Raw genomic sequence first — 17111 nt, forward strand, 5'->3', positions numbered from 1 at the left:
ACATTTTGGGAATGCTCAATAAGGTGATCTTCGTTCATCCGTTATGACAAACTCTTCTTCTCAGCGGCGCGCCCTTGTTGTTCAAAACAATTTTTCGCCGTTTGGCAATAAATTGATTCAATCTGGCTACGTCAATAACGAGCAAATGCAGCAGGCTCTTATTGAATGTCGAAAGTCAGGTAGACCGCTGACTGCCGTGCTAGAAGCGCTGACCGGGCAGCAACTGTCACCGGATTTGATTCGCCAATATAAACGGCAGCAACTGTTTGAGTTGAAGATTCTTTACGGCGTTGAATCTCTTGATCCTGAACTCAATCAGGTTTCTTCCGCTCAAGTCGGGCAGTTAATCGACACGTTGATTCCAATTGAGCTTTGCCGTCGTTATAATCTCATTCCCCTTTCTCAAAGCGAGACCGATCCACCTTTTGTGCTTGTGGCAATGGTGGATCCCGACAATCTAGCAGCGCAGGATGAATTAAATCGCATCTTACGTCCAAAAGGCATTGGATTGCAGCGATTAGTCATTACGATCGATGATTATCAGCGGCTGATTTCTACCTACATGGATGCTCGGCTTGAGCAGGAGAAGCAGCTTGAAGCCCAATCTAGAGTAGATGTGCGCTCAGATCTCGAAGGGTTAGAATCCCTTGCCGAGCTATCAGAAGATGACAGCGCAGAAATGGATCTCGATGCTGGTGCTGAGGCTGATGCCGCTCCGATCATTGCGCTGGTGAATAAAATTCTGATTAAAGCACTGCAAATGGCAGTCTCTGATATTCACATCGAACCGCAAGAAGAATCTCTCCGCATCCGATTTCGTAAAGATGGAGTCTTACGAGAAGCGTTTGAGCCTTTTCCGAAGAAGATTATCCCCGCAGTTGTGGCACGCTTCAAAATTATTTCTCAACTCGATATCGCAGAACGTCGAGCGCCGCAGGATGGCCGGATTCGCCGGATTTATGACGGTCGCAAAGTAGACTTCCGAGTCAACACACTCCCCAGTCGCTATGGCGAAAAAGTTGTCCTTCGGATTCTAGATAATTCGGCGACACAGCTTGGACTCGATAAGTTGATTACGGACGAAACTTCTTTGAGAATCGTTCAAGAAATGGTGAAACGTCCTTTTGGTCTCATGTTAGTAACTGGCCCCACGGGGTCCGGAAAAACCACAACACTGTACTCAGCTTTGGCTGAACGTAACGAACCTGGAGTCAACATTAGTACGGCTGAAGACCCGATCGAGTATTCTCTCCCTGGAATTACCCAAGTTCAGGTCATCCGGGAAAAAGGGATGGACTTCGCTGCAATTTTGAGAGCGTTCCTACGACAAGATCCGGACGTCATTCTGGTCGGTGAGACCCGCGACAAAGAAACAGCAAAAACCGCGATCGAAGCTGCTCTGACGGGTCACTTGGTTTTGACCACTCTCCACACCAATGATGCCGCAGGTGCGATCGCTCGACTCGATGAAATGGGAGTTGAACCCTTCATGGTGTCCGGCGCATTGCTGGGTGTTGTTGCTCAGCGTTTGGTTCGGAAAGTCTGTGACGAATGCCGAATCCCTTACCAACCTTCCCCCGAAGAACTTGCTCGCTTCGGATTAACCAGTGCGGGTGATGCCCAACTGACGTTATATAAAGCCAACACTTTAAGTCCCCAGGAAATTCAGGAAGCTCGCTCGAAAAATCAACTTTGTCAGAAATGTAGCGGGGTTGGTTATAAAGGACGACTCGGGGTTTATGAAGTGATGCGAGTGACAGAAGCGCTTCAGACCTTAATTACAGAGGGCGCTCCGACTGAACGAATTAAAGAAGTAGCTGTGGAAGAAGGAATGCAAACCCTACTCGCTTACAGCTTGGATCTTGTTCGCAAAGGACTTTGCACGCTTGAAGAAATTGAGCGGGTCACCTTCACTGACACTGGACTCGAAGCCGAACTCAAGGCAAAGCGTAAGACTTCGCTCACCTGCCGGACTTGTGGAGCAGAAATGCAGCAGGATTGGCTCGACTGCCACTATTGCACGACTCCGCGCTTCCAAGATTAATCCTTGACCTTAACTCATTTGCACTCGTTCTTATCTCTTAAGGAGCAACTCACATGGAAATGATGATCGAAGACTTGATGGAACAACTCATCGAAATGGGCGGTTCTGACATGCACCTGACCGCAGGACTGCCGCCTTATTTTCGCATCAGCGGACATCTTCAACCCGTCAGCGATCATGTTCTCAGTGCAGAAGAATGTCAGCGTTTGATTTTCAGTATGCTGAATAACACTCAGCGCAAAACACTAGAGCAAAACTGGGAGCTTGACTGCTCTTATGGTGTGCGCGGATTAGCTCGTTTTCGGGTCAATGTCTACAAAGATCGCGGAACTTACGCTGCATGTCTACGGGCACTCAGTTCCAAAATTCCAAATTTTGAAAAACTGAATCTTCCCGATGTCGTTCGAGAAATGTCCGAAAAGCCAAGAGGCTTAATCCTAGTTACAGGTCCTACCGGTTCAGGTAAGACAACGACTTTAGCTGCAATGATTGATTTGATCAACCGCACTCGTGCAGAACATATTTTGACGATCGAAGATCCGATCGAATTTGTATACGAACCTATCAAAAGTTTGGTTCACCAACGCCAGCTTCATGAAGATACAAAGAGCTTTGCAAATGCTCTAAAAGCAGCTCTCCGGGAAGATCCAGATATTATTCTGGTTGGGGAAATGCGGGACTTGGAAACTATCTCACTGGCAATTTCTGCGGCAGAAACAGGTCACTTAGTTTTCGGCACGCTCCATACGAGTTCTGCGGCACAAACCGTTGATCGGATGATTGATGTCTTTCCATCCGAGCGTCAAACGCAAGTGCGGGTGCAGCTTTCCAACTCACTCGTTGCAGTCTTCAGCCAAACGCTGGTGCCGAAGAAGAATCCCAAACCGGGTGAATATGGGCGAGTCATGGCTCAGGAAATTATGATTGTCACCCCTGCGATCGCCAACCTGATTCGTGAAGGGAAAACCGCCCAAATTTACTCAGCAATTCAGACAGGCGGAAAACTGGGAATGCAGACCCTTGAAAAAGTACTAGCTGATCAATACAAAGCGGGACTGATTACCTTTGAAGCCGCCGCCTCTAAAACTTCTCGTCCTGATGAACTTCAGCGCTTAATTGGTGGAGTTCCCAATGGTGCAGCAGGCACAGCAGTGAAGCGCTAACTCGAATGACTCTCACCTTCTACTCAAATGTCTTGGCGAGAAGGTGATTTTTTAGATCGATCACTTTGCGGAATCCGCATCTTCCATTTTTTCTACCTCTTACCGAAAATCTATGCCAACCTATGTTGCCCGCGTCCGAGACGCTAAAGGAAACGCCAAAAAGGAAAAAATTATCGCGGATTCTCTAAGTGATGCGCGGTCTGCCTTGCGTGAACAAGGACTGTTTGTGCAAGAACTGAAAGAAAACGAAGCCTTTGATATCAATAAGAGCTTTGCCAATTTTCAAACTTCAATGGTTTCTGTCACGGTCAAAGACAGAGCAGTATTTTCGCGTCAGTTTGCAGCACTTGTAAACGCAGGGGTTGCCCTAGTTCGAGGATTAGGTGTATTGGCGGATCAGTGCACCAATCCCAAATTGAAGAAAGCACTGATGGAAATTAGCTCAGATGTTCAGCAAGGGGTCAACCTGTCTGAGGCGATGAGAAAACATCCTCAATGCTTTGATGGCTTATATGTCAGTATGGTGCAAGCTGGGGAAACGGGTGGAGTACTCGATGAAGTGCTCAATCGCTTGGCAAAACTGCTTGAGGATGTTGCCCGCTTGCAGAACCAAATTAAATCAGCGATGAGCTACCCAGTTGTAGTTGGGGTGCTTGCAACACTAATTTTCTTGGGAATGACGATCTTCTTAATCCCAATCTTTGCAAATATCTTTAAACAAATGGGGGGCGATCTGCCAGCATTTACTCAACTCATGCTGGATATCAGTGCTTTTCTAACCAGTCCATCAGCGTTTAGCCTTTTTATTATTGTTCCATCAATGGTTTTCGCGTACAAGCAGTATTACAAAACTCGCGTTGGCCGCGAAACAATGGATCGCTTCTTCTTAAAGATGCCATTATTTGGTGATCTCATTCAGAAAACGGCAACTGCGAGGTTCTGTCGCACTTTTGGAGCATTGACTCGATCGGGCGTTCCAATTTTGACCTGTTTGGAAATTGTCCGGGACACTTCGGGAAATCAGATTGTCGCAAACGCGATTGATGAAGCCCGCAAAGAAATTCAGACAGGCGGCATGATCAGTATTGCGTTACAAAAAGAGCAAGTTTTTCCAGCAATGGCAATTCAAATGATCAGCATTGGTGAGGAAACCGGCGAGATCGACAAAATGCTGATGAAAGTTGCAGATTTTTACGAGGATGAAGTTGAGCAAGCTGTGAAAGCCCTAACAAGTATTATGGAACCGATTATGATTCTGTTTTTGGGCGGCATGGTCGGCAGTATTCTCGTTGCAATGTATTTACCGATGTTTGCCATCTTTGAAAAGCTCGGTTAGTGCGCAATCACATTCCGTTATTTTACAAATTCGGGTCAGATGTACGGGGCACAAGTTCACCGCATCTGACCTTTGTTGTTCATCTATTGTTGATCCCAAAGCCGTCGCAATGTCCGCTCAAAAAGTTCAATACGAAGAATTACTCGCCACATATAGTCATTCCACAGAAGCGATCGAGCTTCTAAAATGCCACCGCGCCTATCTAGAAATGATTCCAAGTATGCGACGGGCAGAGGAGAGTGTGCTTACGATTCCATTGCCGATCGTGCGAATTCGCCATACAACAATGGCAGCCAATGGAACCAACATCACAACGCTTGAATCTCATCTTTTGCCGTGTGAATTAGCAATCTTGATGTGTGATCCAGAGTGGAAAATCAAAACCGGAAAAGAAATCTTTATCTTTATTCATCAACCCGATGAAGATTTTTCTGATCTGTTAAGTCGTTGGCGACGGACACAGATTATTTTAGAGAAAGATTATGAGTGGGTGATGCCACCTCGTCACCAGCACATCCTGAATGATGGGGCTGACAAAATATACCCTCTATTTGTCGTCTTTGAAGAGACACCTGAACGGATTATACGCGGCTTGAAAGGCGCGCATCTGCCCTTTACCCTGCAAGGCGCAAGCAATGATCGCTCTGAGTTAGAGGAAGCATCCGACTCTCTGGCTCCTGAAGAATGACGATTAAAAAACCCTTCAACTTAATGATCAAGAGATTTTTTCAATTCAGCTATCTTGAGTCCTACGTTTGAGTCTTGATTTCTGGTGTCGGCGACTTACCGCAATCATGGCATGGTCAACTGGGAAACCTGCAACTGGAATGACTTGATACTTACGCTCCTCTTCCAGTCGTTTTAACTCAGCGTAATTGACCCAGTGAATACAATCGACAGGGCAGGTCTCGATCGCTTCTTGAATGAGTTCTTCAGCGTCCCCGTCTTGGCGAATCACACGCGATCGGCCGTAGTCCGGCTCAATGTAGAAAGTATTTCGGGCAACGTGAGCACAATGCTTACAGCCGATGCAAGTAATTTCATCGACGTACACACCCTTTTGTCGGAAAACTCCCCCCAACTCAGGCTCAAAACCCGATCGCCCTTCTGTCTCACGAAGAAACCCACCCAATTCGGGTTCCAGTCCAGACCGTTCGGGGTCAACCCCAGAGGGAGAATTATCACCTTCGGGTAGTTGGAAGGAGTCAGCCATTTACGCACTCCAGCGTTGTAAAACTAGACGAATCGAACCATCTTCGTTCTTTTGCTGCTCGGCAACCTGGAAGCCTTTGTCAGCGCCTTCATTCACAATTGTGTGATAAGCGTAGCGCTGCGTTACCTTACTCAAGAAACGATCGACGGAGTTATCCAAATTCCAGAACTGAAGGTCGGCAACCAGCTCATATTCGTGACCGTTCCAGGCAAAACCGACATCGTAACCGTTGTTTTGTTCGATCACAACTTCTGCAGATTGAGTCTGACCGCGATATCCCCGAACGTCTCGAGGACCGGTTTTCCAGTCCATTCCTAAATCCGAGAGCGCAGATTGTAAGGAAGTGAGATTGCGGATTTGAGTTTTGATTTGACTAAAATGTGACATGGCAAATGGTTACGAATCGAATTGTAAGGGGTCTATACGAACTTACCAATCGCTGTACGTTGCTTGGGTCTTTACCGTTTCGGATTGCTGAACCGTTTGGGCAAAGTATTCAGAGGTGCGTTCTTGGGCGATAACTCGACCCAACTGAGCTTCGATCGCGGCAGTGACTTCTTCGCAAGAAGTCCCAATAATTCCGGTTACTTTCTCTTGCACCCGACCGTCTGGATAGATGATGAACTCTAACGTCTCCATGCGCTTTGCCCAATGTCTAGAAGGTACTTAGCAAAATGTCTGGGAATGGAAGGCTTGTCAAACAAAGTCGAAAGTTACTTCTATTCAAAGTTCCAGCAATTTCACTTTAAAACGTTACAGAACTTAGCAGCTAATAAGAGTGGTTTCTGATTATCTGTCAGTTTCGCTTAACTTCCTAAGAGAGTCAAGCCAAAACACTAGTGAAATGCTTTACATAAGTATGCATTTGGTCAACTCGTGCCTTCCTCTATCAACGGAGTGATCCCGATAGAAGGCAACTGATTGAAATTTTGCCGTCGCGGTGAGGGGTTTCACCCCATAGGAATAATACCGAAGTCTGAGTAACAATTATTACAGCAAGTCATCCCTTGCGCTGTTTTCAAAGTTGTGCATCCCACTATGGTATCTTCGATCGCATCAGGAACGCTGCTCCGGCAACGGTATTTGATCAAGCAAATCTTAGGTCAAGGCGGATTTGGACGAACCTATTTAGCCGTTGACCAAGAACGGTTTGATGAGCTGTGCGTTATTAAGGAATTTACTGTTCCATATCAAGATGACAGCTTAGTGGAGAAAGCGAAAGCACTGTTCCAGCGTGAGGCAAGTACGCTTTATCAAATTCAGCACCCGCAAATTCCTCGGTTTTGGGCAGCATTTGAGAGTGAACAGCGGCTGTTTCTCGTTCAAGATTTTGTGCAAGGGCAAACGTATCGGGATTTATTGCAGGCTCGACGGCAGAACGGAGAAGCATTTTCTCAAGCCGAAATTTTACATTTGCTGAATCATTTATTGCCTGTTCTAGCTTATTTGCACGATCGAGATATTATTCATCGCGATATTTCTCCGGAAAACATCATCTTGAGAGCCGCTGAAGTTCGTGAAAGGGTGATTCCGGCTGTCGTGACACCAACGACGAACCAAAGCTTGCCGATATTAATTGATTTTGGCGCAGTGAAGGAAGCAGCAAGTCATTGGCCGATTATTTCGACGATTACTCGGGTAGGAAAGGTGGGTTATGCTCCTCCCGAGCAGCTACAAACGGGGAATGTTTCTCCACATAGTGACCTCTATGCGTTAGGAGCAACTTGTCTAGTACTCCTGACAGGTCGAGAGCCTCAAAATCTTTTGGATAGCCAAACGTTGGCATGGCAATGGCAGCCTTATAGCCAGATCAGTGATGAGTTGGCATTGATATTTCAGAAAATGCTGTCGCTGCATCCGAGCGATCGCTATCAATCTGCACGTGAAGCTTGGGCAGACCTACAGCCCTTGATAGAAGGATCGGTGAAAAGCACTTTGCTGAATCCGATGTCACAGTCCCTTCAGACACAGCCCCTTCAATTGATTGAACGAGAGATTGCACCCGCAGCAAGAGATATCTGCTTGAAGCAGGTTACGACGACAATTAGGACGCGATTATCGATGAGCAGCAACACCGAGAATGAAGCTTCGGGTAGACCCAGGTCAGGACTTTCTAGAAGTTCTTCAGTATCTAGAAAAGCTTCAACGATGAGCAGATTCGCAGTTCCGGTCGCGATCGCAACCAGCCTACTGGTTTCTACAGGAATTGGATTGCATCTGTTTCGGATCACAGATCCCTTACCAAGTACCCAACAGATCAGGACAGCTGCTCCTTTTCGGAATTCCGGAACTGTGAGTAATGGAGAGCCGCAGCGGATTGTCATCCCAGCGGGAGAAATTTCGGCTGTGCTGCAAGGAAACTTACTGGAGCAAACCTCTCAACCCTATACTGTTGAAGCTGCACAGGGGCAGATTATGACTGTGACGGTTGAAGGAACAGGGGTGTTGATGAATTTGCTGCAATCGAATGGGCAGGCAATTGATAGTTCGTCTCATCAGACTCGGAATTGGACAGGTCAGTTGCCAAAGAACGATCGGTATACGATTCAGGTAACAGGAGTAGGCTCATATTCGCTAGATGTGGCAATCACGCCCATTTCGCAATTTATCGATTCAAATATTCAGCATGTTCGATTCCCACGCAACAAGACGCAGACAGTAGTCACTGGAAAGCTTCAGCCTAATCAAAGTCGCAAATATTTGTTAAAAGCATCTGGTCGCCAAGTGATGGCAGTACGCGTTCTGAAAGGGAAATCGCTCCTAACAGTTCTTGCACCAAATGGGCAGCGCATTGGCGGCAGTTCGACTGAGTCGCAGAATTGGCAGGGACGTTTGCCCATGGATGGCGAATATACGATCGAAATTATTTCGGACAAGCCAGAAGAATTTGCCCTTGGATTTGAGATTTACTAAACGGCTAGGTGAGTGGAAGTTGAACCTGCACGGTTGTGCCCTGTCCCACTTTACTTTTGATGTCGATCGTACCGCCCTGTAATTCGACACATTGTTTGACGATCGATAATCCTAAGCCGCCACCTGCGATTGTATCTACGTTTTTCGCACGGTGAAATGGCTCGAAAATTAAGGGTAAATCTTGTTCTGGAATGCCCGCACCTTGATCGCTGACTGTCAACACAACGTGATCGCCAGAGCATTGCACGTTTAAGTTGATCGGTTGGTGTGCAGGAGAAAATTTGAGGGCATTGCTCAAAAGATGATGCAAAATTAAGGTCAGCAATTCTGGATCAAGCATGACCTGAGTGCAATTGCCAACATAGTTCAATTCGATTTCGCCTTGAATATCTGACAGTAAGCTGCTGCAAAATCGATGTAGGTCAAATGTATGCAGCTGCAATTCGATGCCTTCAGCCTCTGTTTTTCGGAACGTAAGCGCATTGGTGAGAATCGTTGTCATTGATCGAACGGCTTCGCGGATTTTTTGGAAATAGCGAGAGCGACGTTCTTCGGAACAGTCTGTTCCTAGTCGTTCTAAAAGTTCGGCAGAGGTCAGGACGATCGCCAATGGAGTCCGAAATTCGTGCGAAGTCGTTGTGATAAACCGAGATTTTAGCTCATTCAGTTCGTCTAAAGCTTGTGTAACTTCCGTAGCCGATCGTTCACGCTCTTCGATTTCAATCTGAAGCCGCGCGTTGACTAAGGCTAATTCACAAGTGCGTTCCTGGACGAGGCGCTCGAGTTGTTGTTGGTCTTGGTGACGTTGCAGGGCAATTGCGATCGCGCTATACAGTTCACTCGGCTCGATCGGCTTTAATAAAAAGCCAAAAGGCTCAGCTTGTTGGGCTGAATTCAAAGTACTTGCATCGGTATACCCGGTGAGAAATACGACCGGGATTTTCCAGCGATCGTGGATGGTTTGGGCAACTTCAATCCCCGTTTGCTGACCTTTCAGTCCAATATCCATCAAAACGAGATCAGGTGCTGTATTTGCAACAAGAGCCAAAGCAGATTTTGCAGAGTTCGCGATACCTGTAACCGCATAATCTGCAGCTTCTAGGCGTGAGCAAAGATTTAGCGCAACGATGCCTTCATCTTCAATAATGGCGATCTTTTCACCCACCATTTTTTGCTCACCTGCCTGGGTTGAAAGTGATGATTTCACAAGCACATTCTTTCACTAAATTAGGAACTCAATTGATGCACCTAGATGTATAAAATGCTACTTATTATTGAAAAACAGAACTCATTTATGCAGGGTTAAAAGATAGACTATACCCTACATAAAACGTTGGAAAATCATGCTCTGAAGTGTTTATTATTCTAGTCTAATTTCAACAGAAATCTTTTGCATCGAAAATAGCATGCTATCCGATTGGAACATAGCCAGGTTGCACAGCATGAATGTACTCACTGCCAGATTCGGGAAACCCACGACGGTAGACAGCTTCTTCGGGTTTGCCCCAGCCGAGTTGCAAGATCAGTTCTAGAGTTTCGTCTTTTCCTTGCTGGCTAAGGACAGCCCATTCTGAGCGGTGCAAAATGCGATCGATATCTTCTTGAGCAATCAGCTGATACAGTTTACCGCTGTTCATACTGAGATAGAGATCTAATTCAGTCGTGAGATTTTGCCAGAATTGCACAATCTTAATTTTCTCGGCTCTGAGAATTGCAAGATCAGAAGGCAGACTGATAAGGTGTTCATGAATTTTGGGGCAAGTACAGGTTTTCCCCTTGATCGTCATCGATGACCAGACGATGCCTGAGACTTGATGCTCGAGCTGATACTGGTGAATTGCTGTGCGGAAGTCTCGGTAGGCAGTAAATCGCTGAATTCCGTCCGAGTTGACGAAGCGATCAAGCAGGGGATTAATGCCAGAGGGCATTGCCGCAAGATTGAGGCGTTGCCCATTCATGCAGGCGTGCCGCTCTCGTGACAGGATTTGGATCAGTTCCTCAGTGCTATAGATTTGGGGCATCTCAGGCAAAGGGGCTAGGTGTCCTATCCGTCATAGTACCGAGTAAATCTAGAGCCGTGGGCTTTTCTGATCTGATTCTTAAGATTTTGATTGAGGAACGAGTTCGGAATTGATTTCGTTGACTGGGCGACGTTTGAGAATGACCGATTCTGATCGAGGTAGCAAATCAAAGACTTTGCGAAATTCGTCATCGATTTTTTCGTAAGGAATCGAGCCAATTTCGTTGAGGCGCACTTTTCCGTTTTGGTCAAATAAGACAGTTTGGGGAACGAAGCCTTTGTAGTAGTAGCCTGGTTCTTTGGGATCAAATTTGGCTTTGATGGGGAGCGAATCGACTCGAATTGGGAGAATGTCGATGACGCGCCCATAGAAGGCTTGAGTTTGAGAAACGATGTTGGTGTATTGTTTGCAGTCGCTGCTGTCGTCTGTGTAGAACACAAGCAGTGCAGGTTTCTTTTGGTTGAAAGAGTCGGCTAAAGTGACTTTAGGGGGAACGAGTGAGCCATTTCCAGCATAGAGTGCGAAGATCTCGCCATCATATCGATCGTCGGTCAGACTTGCCCAAGCTGGTTGAGCGATCGTAAAACAGACGATGAAAACGGCGATAAAAACAGAGACTAAACGGTTCAACATAAGGGTCAGGAGAAAAAACGTCACTCATATCTCATTGTGACGGAAGACGGGCGCATCTCACTGATCGAGTTTTTCCGGCTTGCGAATGGTGAAAGAAACTTCCTGAGGAAATTGCGGTGTGGAGGATTGCGCGATCGTCGGAGGTGCGCTAGGGATGAGGGGTTCTTCAGGAGGCGGAACAGTGTTGAGCAGATTAAAGGGAAAGCCGGCGCGGCGATCAAAGTTAGATGCGATCGCGAGAAATGCGCCGCCTAAGATAAAAATTGGCAGAGGTAATTTGATCTCGCTTGCCCATTCAAACGCTTGGGAGAAGATGAAAAAAATGACAAAGCAGATCAGTCCAAATTGTGCCGTTGATCCCATGAGTTTCTCTGGTTCACGCTACAGCTTGTTATAGTACACCTGATTTTAATCTTTGTCGCACTGTGTGCGTCGATGCGCTGCACAGTGCGAATTTCTTATCGCTCCATTGCTTCAAGTGATTTCGGAACTGCTGCGGTCAGGATTTCATTGGACGTTTCTGTCACTAAAACATCATCTTCAATCCGAATGCCAATTCCTCGCCAGCGATCGCTAATTTCCGGCTGTCCTTCGAGCGGTTGGAAGTCCTCGCGAATATAAATTCCCGGCTCAACTGTCACGACTTGTCCCGGTTGAAAATTCAACCAGGTTTCTCCGACTTTTCGCGCGCCTGCGTCATGTACATCTAAGCCGAGCCAGTGTCCTGTTCCATGCATGAAAAAGGCTTTGTATTTTTCCTCTTTGATGATTTCTTCGATATCACCTTGTAGTAAGCCTAATTCCAGCAATCCTTCCGTGATGACTCGAACCGATGCATCATGAAATTCATTCCACGGCTTGCCAGGTTTGACTTGTTCGATCGCAGCAAGTTGCGCCTTCAACACCAATTCATACAAAATCCGCTGCTCCTCAGTAAACTGATTGCCGACCGGATAGGTGCGGGTAATGTCTGAGTTGTAATAGTTGTAAGAACAGCCTGCGTCAATGAGTAAAAGCTCGCCGTCTTGCATTTGGCGATCGTTTTCGGTGTAGTGCAGAATGCAAGAATTTTTGCCGGATGCGACGATCGAAGGATAAGCAATGCCTTGCCCACCTCTGAGCCGAAATAAATGCTCCATTTCGGCTTGAATCTCATACTCATACATTCCAGGCTTGCGAATTTTCAGAGCCAGATTATGCGCTTCCGCCGCAATTTCAACCGCCCGCCGCATCTCGGAAAGCTCGTATTCGCTTTTCACTTGTCGCATAGGGTGCAGGGTAAAACTTGGATCTTCGATCGACGTAGGCCCTACTCCATTGCGTTCATATAAAGCGACACAGCGCTGCCAAAGTCTGAGAACGAGATCGTTAAACGTGCGATCTCGTCCAAAGTGATAGTAAAGTTTTTCAGCTTTCGTGACATACTGCCCTAATTTCTCATTGAGTTCAGTAATCGGATAAGCTTCATCCGCTCCATAGAGTTCTTTCGCTGCCTCGACTCCGATGCGATAACCTGTCCAGGTTTCCTTATCTCGATCCTTTGGCTGCACAAATAGAATAAATTTGTGTTCTTCATGCCAGGGTGCAAAGACTGCGACTGCATCAGCTTCGTTGAATCCCGTCAGATAGTAAAAGTCGCTATCTTGGCGGAAATTGTATTCCACATCGTTGTGCATCACTGCCATCGGCGCACTGCGAAAAATTGCTGTGCCGTTACCAATTTTTGCCAAGTAGCGATCGCGTCTTTGCTGAAATTCGGAATGGAGCATGAATCTAGAAGGATGAAGGATAAACGAGTGTTGCCACACAGCTTTTATTTTAGGACGGCTCTCTAATCTGGTACGTCTTCTAGGAGCCTTTCTGATTCTGAGAGCGAAACCGTCCTTCTACAAAATCTCGCTGTTTCAAATGCTTGGTTTTGCGTCCTGTCACTCGTTTCCGCCACATCTCAAAGCTCGATCGCTTCATTTCTCGTCGCATTAGTGCAATCGTCTGTGGCTCATCCAAACCAAATTGCAGTGCGATCGCTTCAAAGGGAGTGCGATCTTCCCATGCCATTTCAAGAATTCTATCGATTGTTTCGGAGTCTAAGTCTGGTCGTTTCACGGCTTCACTCGTTACAAGTGCTGATTACAGCACGAGGGTTTACTGTCACAGATCCAGTGTAAAAACAAATTCAAGATCAGTGATCAGAATTGCCTCAAGTCATCGAGCCATTGAGTTGAGTGAATGGCTCGATCGTACTAAAGCAGAAATCTCAGCCAGACATTCCCTCAATTCGTTAGGCGTAAGTCATAACCTGAATCACCGACCCATCCTTCGGTAAGTTTGCCTTACTTAAGGAAATTGAGCTTCCGCCCTTTCTCACAGGCGTTCCACTCATTACGCTCAGAAACGCATCCAATCCGCCAATATCACACTGTTCTTTTGCTGCTGCCGTCCGGTAGTACATGGGCACGATGATCTTGGCATTCAGTACCTGCAATGCCTGTTTTGCCTCTTGTGGGTCATACGCTTTCGCTCCGCCCCCAACAGGCAGAAACACGACATCTGGACTGCCAATCAAAATCTTTTGCTCTAACGTGATCGGAGCCGCAGCCCCACCTAAATGCACCACATTCAGACCACCCTGCGACCAACGCCAAGCGATATTGCGACCGAATCGTTTTCCACCGACGCGATCGTGATCCATTGCAATTCCCTGCGCTTTGAATCCGTTAATGTCATAGGCACCTGATTCCACTAATAGCTTTGGATTCCCAGGCACAACATCGATCGCACCCTCATCGAGAATTTGGCTACTAATCATCACCAAATCAGCTGCAACCTTCGGTGCGCGATAGCCAGCAGTACAGCCTGCACTTCGGAAAGGATTCACTAAGATGCGCCTTCCACCCCCGGTAAACAGGAAACACATATGACCTAAATACTGCACGGTTAATCCGCCTGACTGTGCTTGCGCTGCAATTGGAACTGCGCCCGCAACCAAGCCCGCACCTGCGTACTGAATAAACTGCCTGCGTTTCATACTCCCTCACACCAAGTTTTGAATTATTGACCTTGAATCGATCGCAAAAAGTTCCGTAACAGTTGCTTGCCAGAACTGGTCAACACGCTTTCTGGATGAAACTGCACCCCTTGAATGTGCGGATACTCGCGATGGCGAACGCCCATAATCGTTTGATCCTCGACCCAAGCCGTAATCTCTAGCACTGCTGGACAACTCGATCGATCAATCACCAGACTATGATACCGAGTTGCGGTCATCGGATTGTCGAGTCCTTCAAACACTCCGGTATCTGTATGCTTCACTTCCGAAGTCTTGCCATGCATTAATACAGGCGCGGATACAATCTCGCCGCCAAAAACTTGCCCGATACTTTGATGTCCCAGACAAACACCTAGAATCGGAGTGTTGGCTCCCAATTGCCGAATGAGTTCCATCGAGATTCCGGCATCTTCAGGTCGTCCGGGTCCGGGTGAAATGACGATCGCATCCGGATGTAATGCGCGTACTTGATCCAGTGTAATTTGATCGTTGCGATAGACCTGGATGTCAGATGCGATCGCGAATTCTTCGCCCAATTCTCCCAAGTATTGGACGAGGTTATACGTAAAACTGTCGTAATTATCAATGACCAGAATCATGAAAGACTGCCTTGAATCAGTCTTTTCAGTTTCTCAGAAATTCTAGAAAATTACCTACAAGACTAACCAAAGTTTTGGCAATAAAATGCAGCCTGCGACTAAAACTGCTGCGATCGCTGACACTAAAACCGCTGCTGCTGCACAGTCTTTGGCGATTTTTGCGAGTTCGTGATAGGTCTGTTTAACGGTTAAATCGACCACAGATTCTATCGCAGTATTCAATAATTCCATCGCGAGAACTAAGCCGATTGTTAAACCAATCACAGCCAGTTCAACGACGCTGGCATGGAGAAGCAACCCTAATCCGATCGCGATTGATCCCAAACAGACATGAATTCTGAAATTTCGCTGAGTCAGAAATGCATAGCTGACCCCCATCCAGGCATAGCGAAAGCTCGTGAAGAGAGTAGGTGCAACTTGCCAAGCCAGATCCCGTTCAGGTTTGACCAGAGGGACGACTTTGGGACGTTTTGGGGACTGAGTGGGGACTTCTTGAGACATACGCAGACCAGGTGAGAAACCAGTGAAGATACTTTAGCAATACCCTCATGGCGCGGCTATCGCATCAGATCACAGTAAACACAGTATTACAACATTGTTAGGAAAGGTAAAGCTCGACCTGAGAAAATAAATCTGAAAAATACAATTGCTCAGAGAGAATAGTCCTGGGTTGCATTTCTCAACATTTTCTACCGTTTTGCGTCCAATCCCACTGCATTCAGTAAAATCTGCTGCTGATCTAACATTCGTAGCAAACTTGCATCGTCGGGATGATCCCACCCAAGAAGGTGAAGCAGTCCATGCGCAGCAAGCCAAGCCAGTTCCGTTTCTAAATTGTGGGGAGCGGCTTGTCGTTCGGCAGTTTCAACCGAAATGACAATATCCCCTAAATAAAGCGGTTCTGTCTCTAATTCATCAATCTGTGGACAGTCTACCTCTAGGGATGCGAAGGCGAGTACGTCAGTTGGCTGATCTTTGTGGCGATAGTTTTGGTTGAGAGACTGAATTTCGCGATCGTCGGTTAATCGTAAGCTCAGTTCATAATTTTCCTGGGGATGAAGCGGCGCTCCATCGAGTTCAGGTTTTAGGAGATCAAGCCACTGCCGAAACCAAATTTCCCAGGTTTCGGGCTGAATGGACGAGTTTTGAGGACAGCAATCCTGAACGCTTAATTCGACTTGCATTAGCGGGTCAAATACGAAAGAACGACAAGCGTGCCCAATAAGCCAATCGTGGTGAGGGCAAAGTGAAAAATCGATGTCCCGCGTTTGCGAACCATATTCCGCATTGCCAGTTTGACGTAGCTAGGCTGCGGCTCTTTTGGGGTTTCAGAAATTGGGGTTTCAGAAGTTGGGGTTTCGGGAAGATCCGTCATGAGAACTGATACATGATGAAAGGCAATTTCTAATGTAACAAGTTCAGCGCCTTTGCTGAAGTTTGCTACTCTATTAGTCATTCTTTTTCTGATGCGATTCTCATGACTCGTCTGACCACTACGCTTGAAGCAATTCTTTATCTCAAAGCGCAACCGATGACGATCGCGCAACTCGCTGAATTAGCAGGATTCGATCGGCAAACCACCGAAGAGGGATTGATGGAGTTGATGTCGGATTATGCTCACCGCGACGGGGCACTGGAAATCGCTGAAACAGATTCAGGATATAGTTTGCAACTTCGCGAAACGTATCAGAATTTGATTAATGCGCTGATTCCAGCAGATTTGGGAGTTGGGGCGCTGAGGACTTTGGCGGTGATTGCCCTGAAAGGCCCGATCAGCCAGACAGAATTAGTTGAAATTCGGGGATCGGGAGTCTATCAACATATTCCTGAACTGGTGGAATTGGGATTTGTGCGGAAACGGAAAAATTCAGATGGTCGATCGTCGTTAGTACAGGTGACAGATAAGTTCCATCAGTATTTTCAGATTAATCAAGATATTGGGCAGTTGATTCAGAAGAAGCCGAAACCCGAGGAATCTGTTGCGGCAGAGACTGTGGAGGAGGTTTCAGAGGAATCTGTTGTGACAGAGCCTGATCGGGTGGAGGTTAGTTCTGACGTTTAAGATCTGTACGATCGAAGCATCTCTAAGAGAATGTTTGAAATGTATTGTTTATCGCGTTCCCCCGCCATAGAACGAAGC

Annotated in this window: 20 protein-coding genes; 6 read left to right on the top strand and 14 right to left on the bottom strand. The window is 46.7% G+C overall.

Annotated elements, in window-relative coordinates; all coding sequences use genetic code 11:
- Nucleotides 1-43: 43 nt before the first annotated feature.
- The 4 genes from OU814_RS23770 (at nt 44) to OU814_RS23785 (ending at nt 5231) form a co-directional block, all read left to right on the top strand.
- A complete protein-coding gene (locus tag OU814_RS23770; protein WP_017288852.1) occupies nt 44-2044 on the top strand; it encodes a GspE/PulE family protein in 2001 nt (666 codons plus the stop codon).
- A gap of 53 nt (nt 2045-2097) precedes the next feature.
- Nucleotides 2098-3207: a type IV pilus twitching motility protein PilT gene (locus tag OU814_RS23775; protein WP_017288851.1), complete on the top strand. Its 1110-nt coding sequence runs from the start codon at nt 2098-2100 to the stop codon at nt 3205-3207.
- Between the two features lie 112 nt (nt 3208-3319).
- Nucleotides 3320-4543: a type II secretion system F family protein gene (locus OU814_RS23780; protein ID WP_017288850.1), complete on the top strand. Its 1224-nt coding sequence runs from the start codon at nt 3320-3322 to the stop codon at nt 4541-4543.
- Between the two features lie 109 nt (nt 4544-4652).
- Nucleotides 4653-5231 carry a hypothetical protein gene (locus OU814_RS23785; RefSeq protein WP_026148724.1) on the top strand — a complete coding sequence of 193 codons (579 nt, stop codon included), beginning with the start codon at nt 4653-4655 and terminating at the stop codon, nt 5229-5231.
- 45 nt (nt 5232-5276) lie between these two features.
- On the opposite strand, the gene OU814_RS23790 is transcribed toward OU814_RS23785, so the two are convergent.
- Genes OU814_RS23790 through OU814_RS23800 form a run of 3 tightly spaced genes read right to left on the bottom strand, consistent with a single transcriptional unit; the run spans nt 5277 to nt 6395 of the window.
- Nucleotides 5277-5756 carry a ferredoxin gene (locus OU814_RS23790; protein ID WP_190652033.1) on the bottom strand — a complete coding sequence of 160 codons (480 nt, stop codon included), beginning with the start codon at nt 5754-5756 and terminating at the stop codon, nt 5277-5279.
- Nucleotides 5757-6143 carry a DUF1257 domain-containing protein gene (locus OU814_RS23795; RefSeq protein WP_190652032.1) on the bottom strand — a complete coding sequence of 129 codons (387 nt, stop codon included), beginning with the start codon at nt 6141-6143 and terminating at the stop codon, nt 5757-5759. It lies immediately after the preceding gene.
- A gap of 42 nt (nt 6144-6185) precedes the next feature.
- Nucleotides 6186-6395 (bottom strand): DUF2997 domain-containing protein, encoded by a 210-nt coding sequence (locus tag OU814_RS23800; RefSeq protein WP_017288846.1) that lies wholly within the window; start codon nt 6393-6395, stop codon nt 6186-6188.
- A 399-nt stretch (nt 6396-6794) separates the two neighbouring features.
- On the opposite strand from OU814_RS23800, the gene OU814_RS23805 reads away from it, so the two are divergent.
- Complete coding sequence (locus OU814_RS23805; protein ID WP_268242296.1) at nt 6795-8669, top strand: serine/threonine-protein kinase; 1875 nt, start codon at nt 6795-6797, stop codon at nt 8667-8669.
- Nucleotides 8670-8673: 4 nt separating this feature from the next.
- On the opposite strand, the gene OU814_RS23810 is transcribed toward OU814_RS23805, so the two are convergent.
- The 11 genes from OU814_RS23810 to OU814_RS23860 form a co-directional block, all read right to left on the bottom strand.
- A complete protein-coding gene (locus tag OU814_RS23810) occupies nt 8674-9876 on the bottom strand; it encodes a hybrid sensor histidine kinase/response regulator (protein WP_268242297.1) in 1203 nt (400 codons plus the stop codon).
- A gap of 202 nt (nt 9877-10078) precedes the next feature.
- Nucleotides 10079-10690 carry a hypothetical protein gene (locus tag OU814_RS23815; RefSeq protein WP_268242298.1) on the bottom strand — a complete coding sequence of 204 codons (612 nt, stop codon included), beginning with the start codon at nt 10688-10690 and terminating at the stop codon, nt 10079-10081.
- A gap of 78 nt (nt 10691-10768) precedes the next feature.
- Nucleotides 10769-11323 (bottom strand): thylakoid membrane photosystem I accumulation factor, encoded by a 555-nt coding sequence (locus OU814_RS23820; protein ID WP_017288842.1) that lies wholly within the window; start codon nt 11321-11323, stop codon nt 10769-10771.
- A gap of 57 nt (nt 11324-11380) precedes the next feature.
- Nucleotides 11381-11686 carry a hypothetical protein gene (locus OU814_RS23825; protein ID WP_268242299.1) on the bottom strand — a complete coding sequence of 102 codons (306 nt, stop codon included), beginning with the start codon at nt 11684-11686 and terminating at the stop codon, nt 11381-11383.
- A gap of 95 nt (nt 11687-11781) precedes the next feature.
- On the bottom strand, nt 11782-13092 hold the full coding sequence (locus tag OU814_RS23830; protein ID WP_017288840.1) for an aminopeptidase P N-terminal domain-containing protein: 1311 nt from the start codon (nt 13090-13092) through the stop codon (nt 11782-11784).
- Between the two features lie 79 nt (nt 13093-13171).
- On the bottom strand, nt 13172-13429 hold the full coding sequence (locus OU814_RS23835; RefSeq protein ID WP_268242300.1) for a TIGR03643 family protein: 258 nt from the start codon (nt 13427-13429) through the stop codon (nt 13172-13174).
- A gap of 175 nt (nt 13430-13604) precedes the next feature.
- A complete protein-coding gene (locus OU814_RS23840; RefSeq protein ID WP_268242301.1) occupies nt 13605-14351 on the bottom strand; it encodes an MBL fold metallo-hydrolase in 747 nt (248 codons plus the stop codon).
- Between the two features lie 23 nt (nt 14352-14374).
- Nucleotides 14375-14971: an anthranilate synthase component II gene (locus OU814_RS23845; RefSeq protein WP_268242302.1), complete on the bottom strand. Its 597-nt coding sequence runs from the start codon at nt 14969-14971 to the stop codon at nt 14375-14377.
- A 54-nt stretch (nt 14972-15025) separates the two neighbouring features.
- Nucleotides 15026-15472 (bottom strand): diacylglycerol kinase, encoded by a 447-nt coding sequence (locus OU814_RS23850; protein WP_017288836.1) that lies wholly within the window; start codon nt 15470-15472, stop codon nt 15026-15028.
- A gap of 188 nt (nt 15473-15660) precedes the next feature.
- Nucleotides 15661-16155: an rRNA maturation RNase YbeY gene (gene ybeY / locus OU814_RS23855; protein WP_017288835.1), complete on the bottom strand. Its 495-nt coding sequence runs from the start codon at nt 16153-16155 to the stop codon at nt 15661-15663.
- Complete coding sequence (locus OU814_RS23860; protein WP_017288834.1) at nt 16155-16427, bottom strand: DUF3285 domain-containing protein; 273 nt, start codon at nt 16425-16427, stop codon at nt 16155-16157. The genes ybeY and OU814_RS23860 overlap by 1 nt, the downstream gene beginning before the upstream one ends.
- Nucleotides 16428-16448: 21 nt before the next feature.
- Between OU814_RS23860 and scpB the strand changes: the two genes are divergently transcribed.
- Nucleotides 16449-17033: an SMC-Scp complex subunit ScpB gene (scpB, locus tag OU814_RS23865; RefSeq protein WP_268242303.1), complete on the top strand. Its 585-nt coding sequence runs from the start codon at nt 16449-16451 to the stop codon at nt 17031-17033.
- Nucleotides 17034-17111 lie beyond the last annotated feature (78 nt).

The organism is Leptolyngbya sp. GGD (assembly GCF_026735145.1).
Classification (GTDB): Bacteria; Cyanobacteriota; Cyanobacteriia; order Leptolyngbyales; family Leptolyngbyaceae; genus Leptolyngbya; species Leptolyngbya boryana.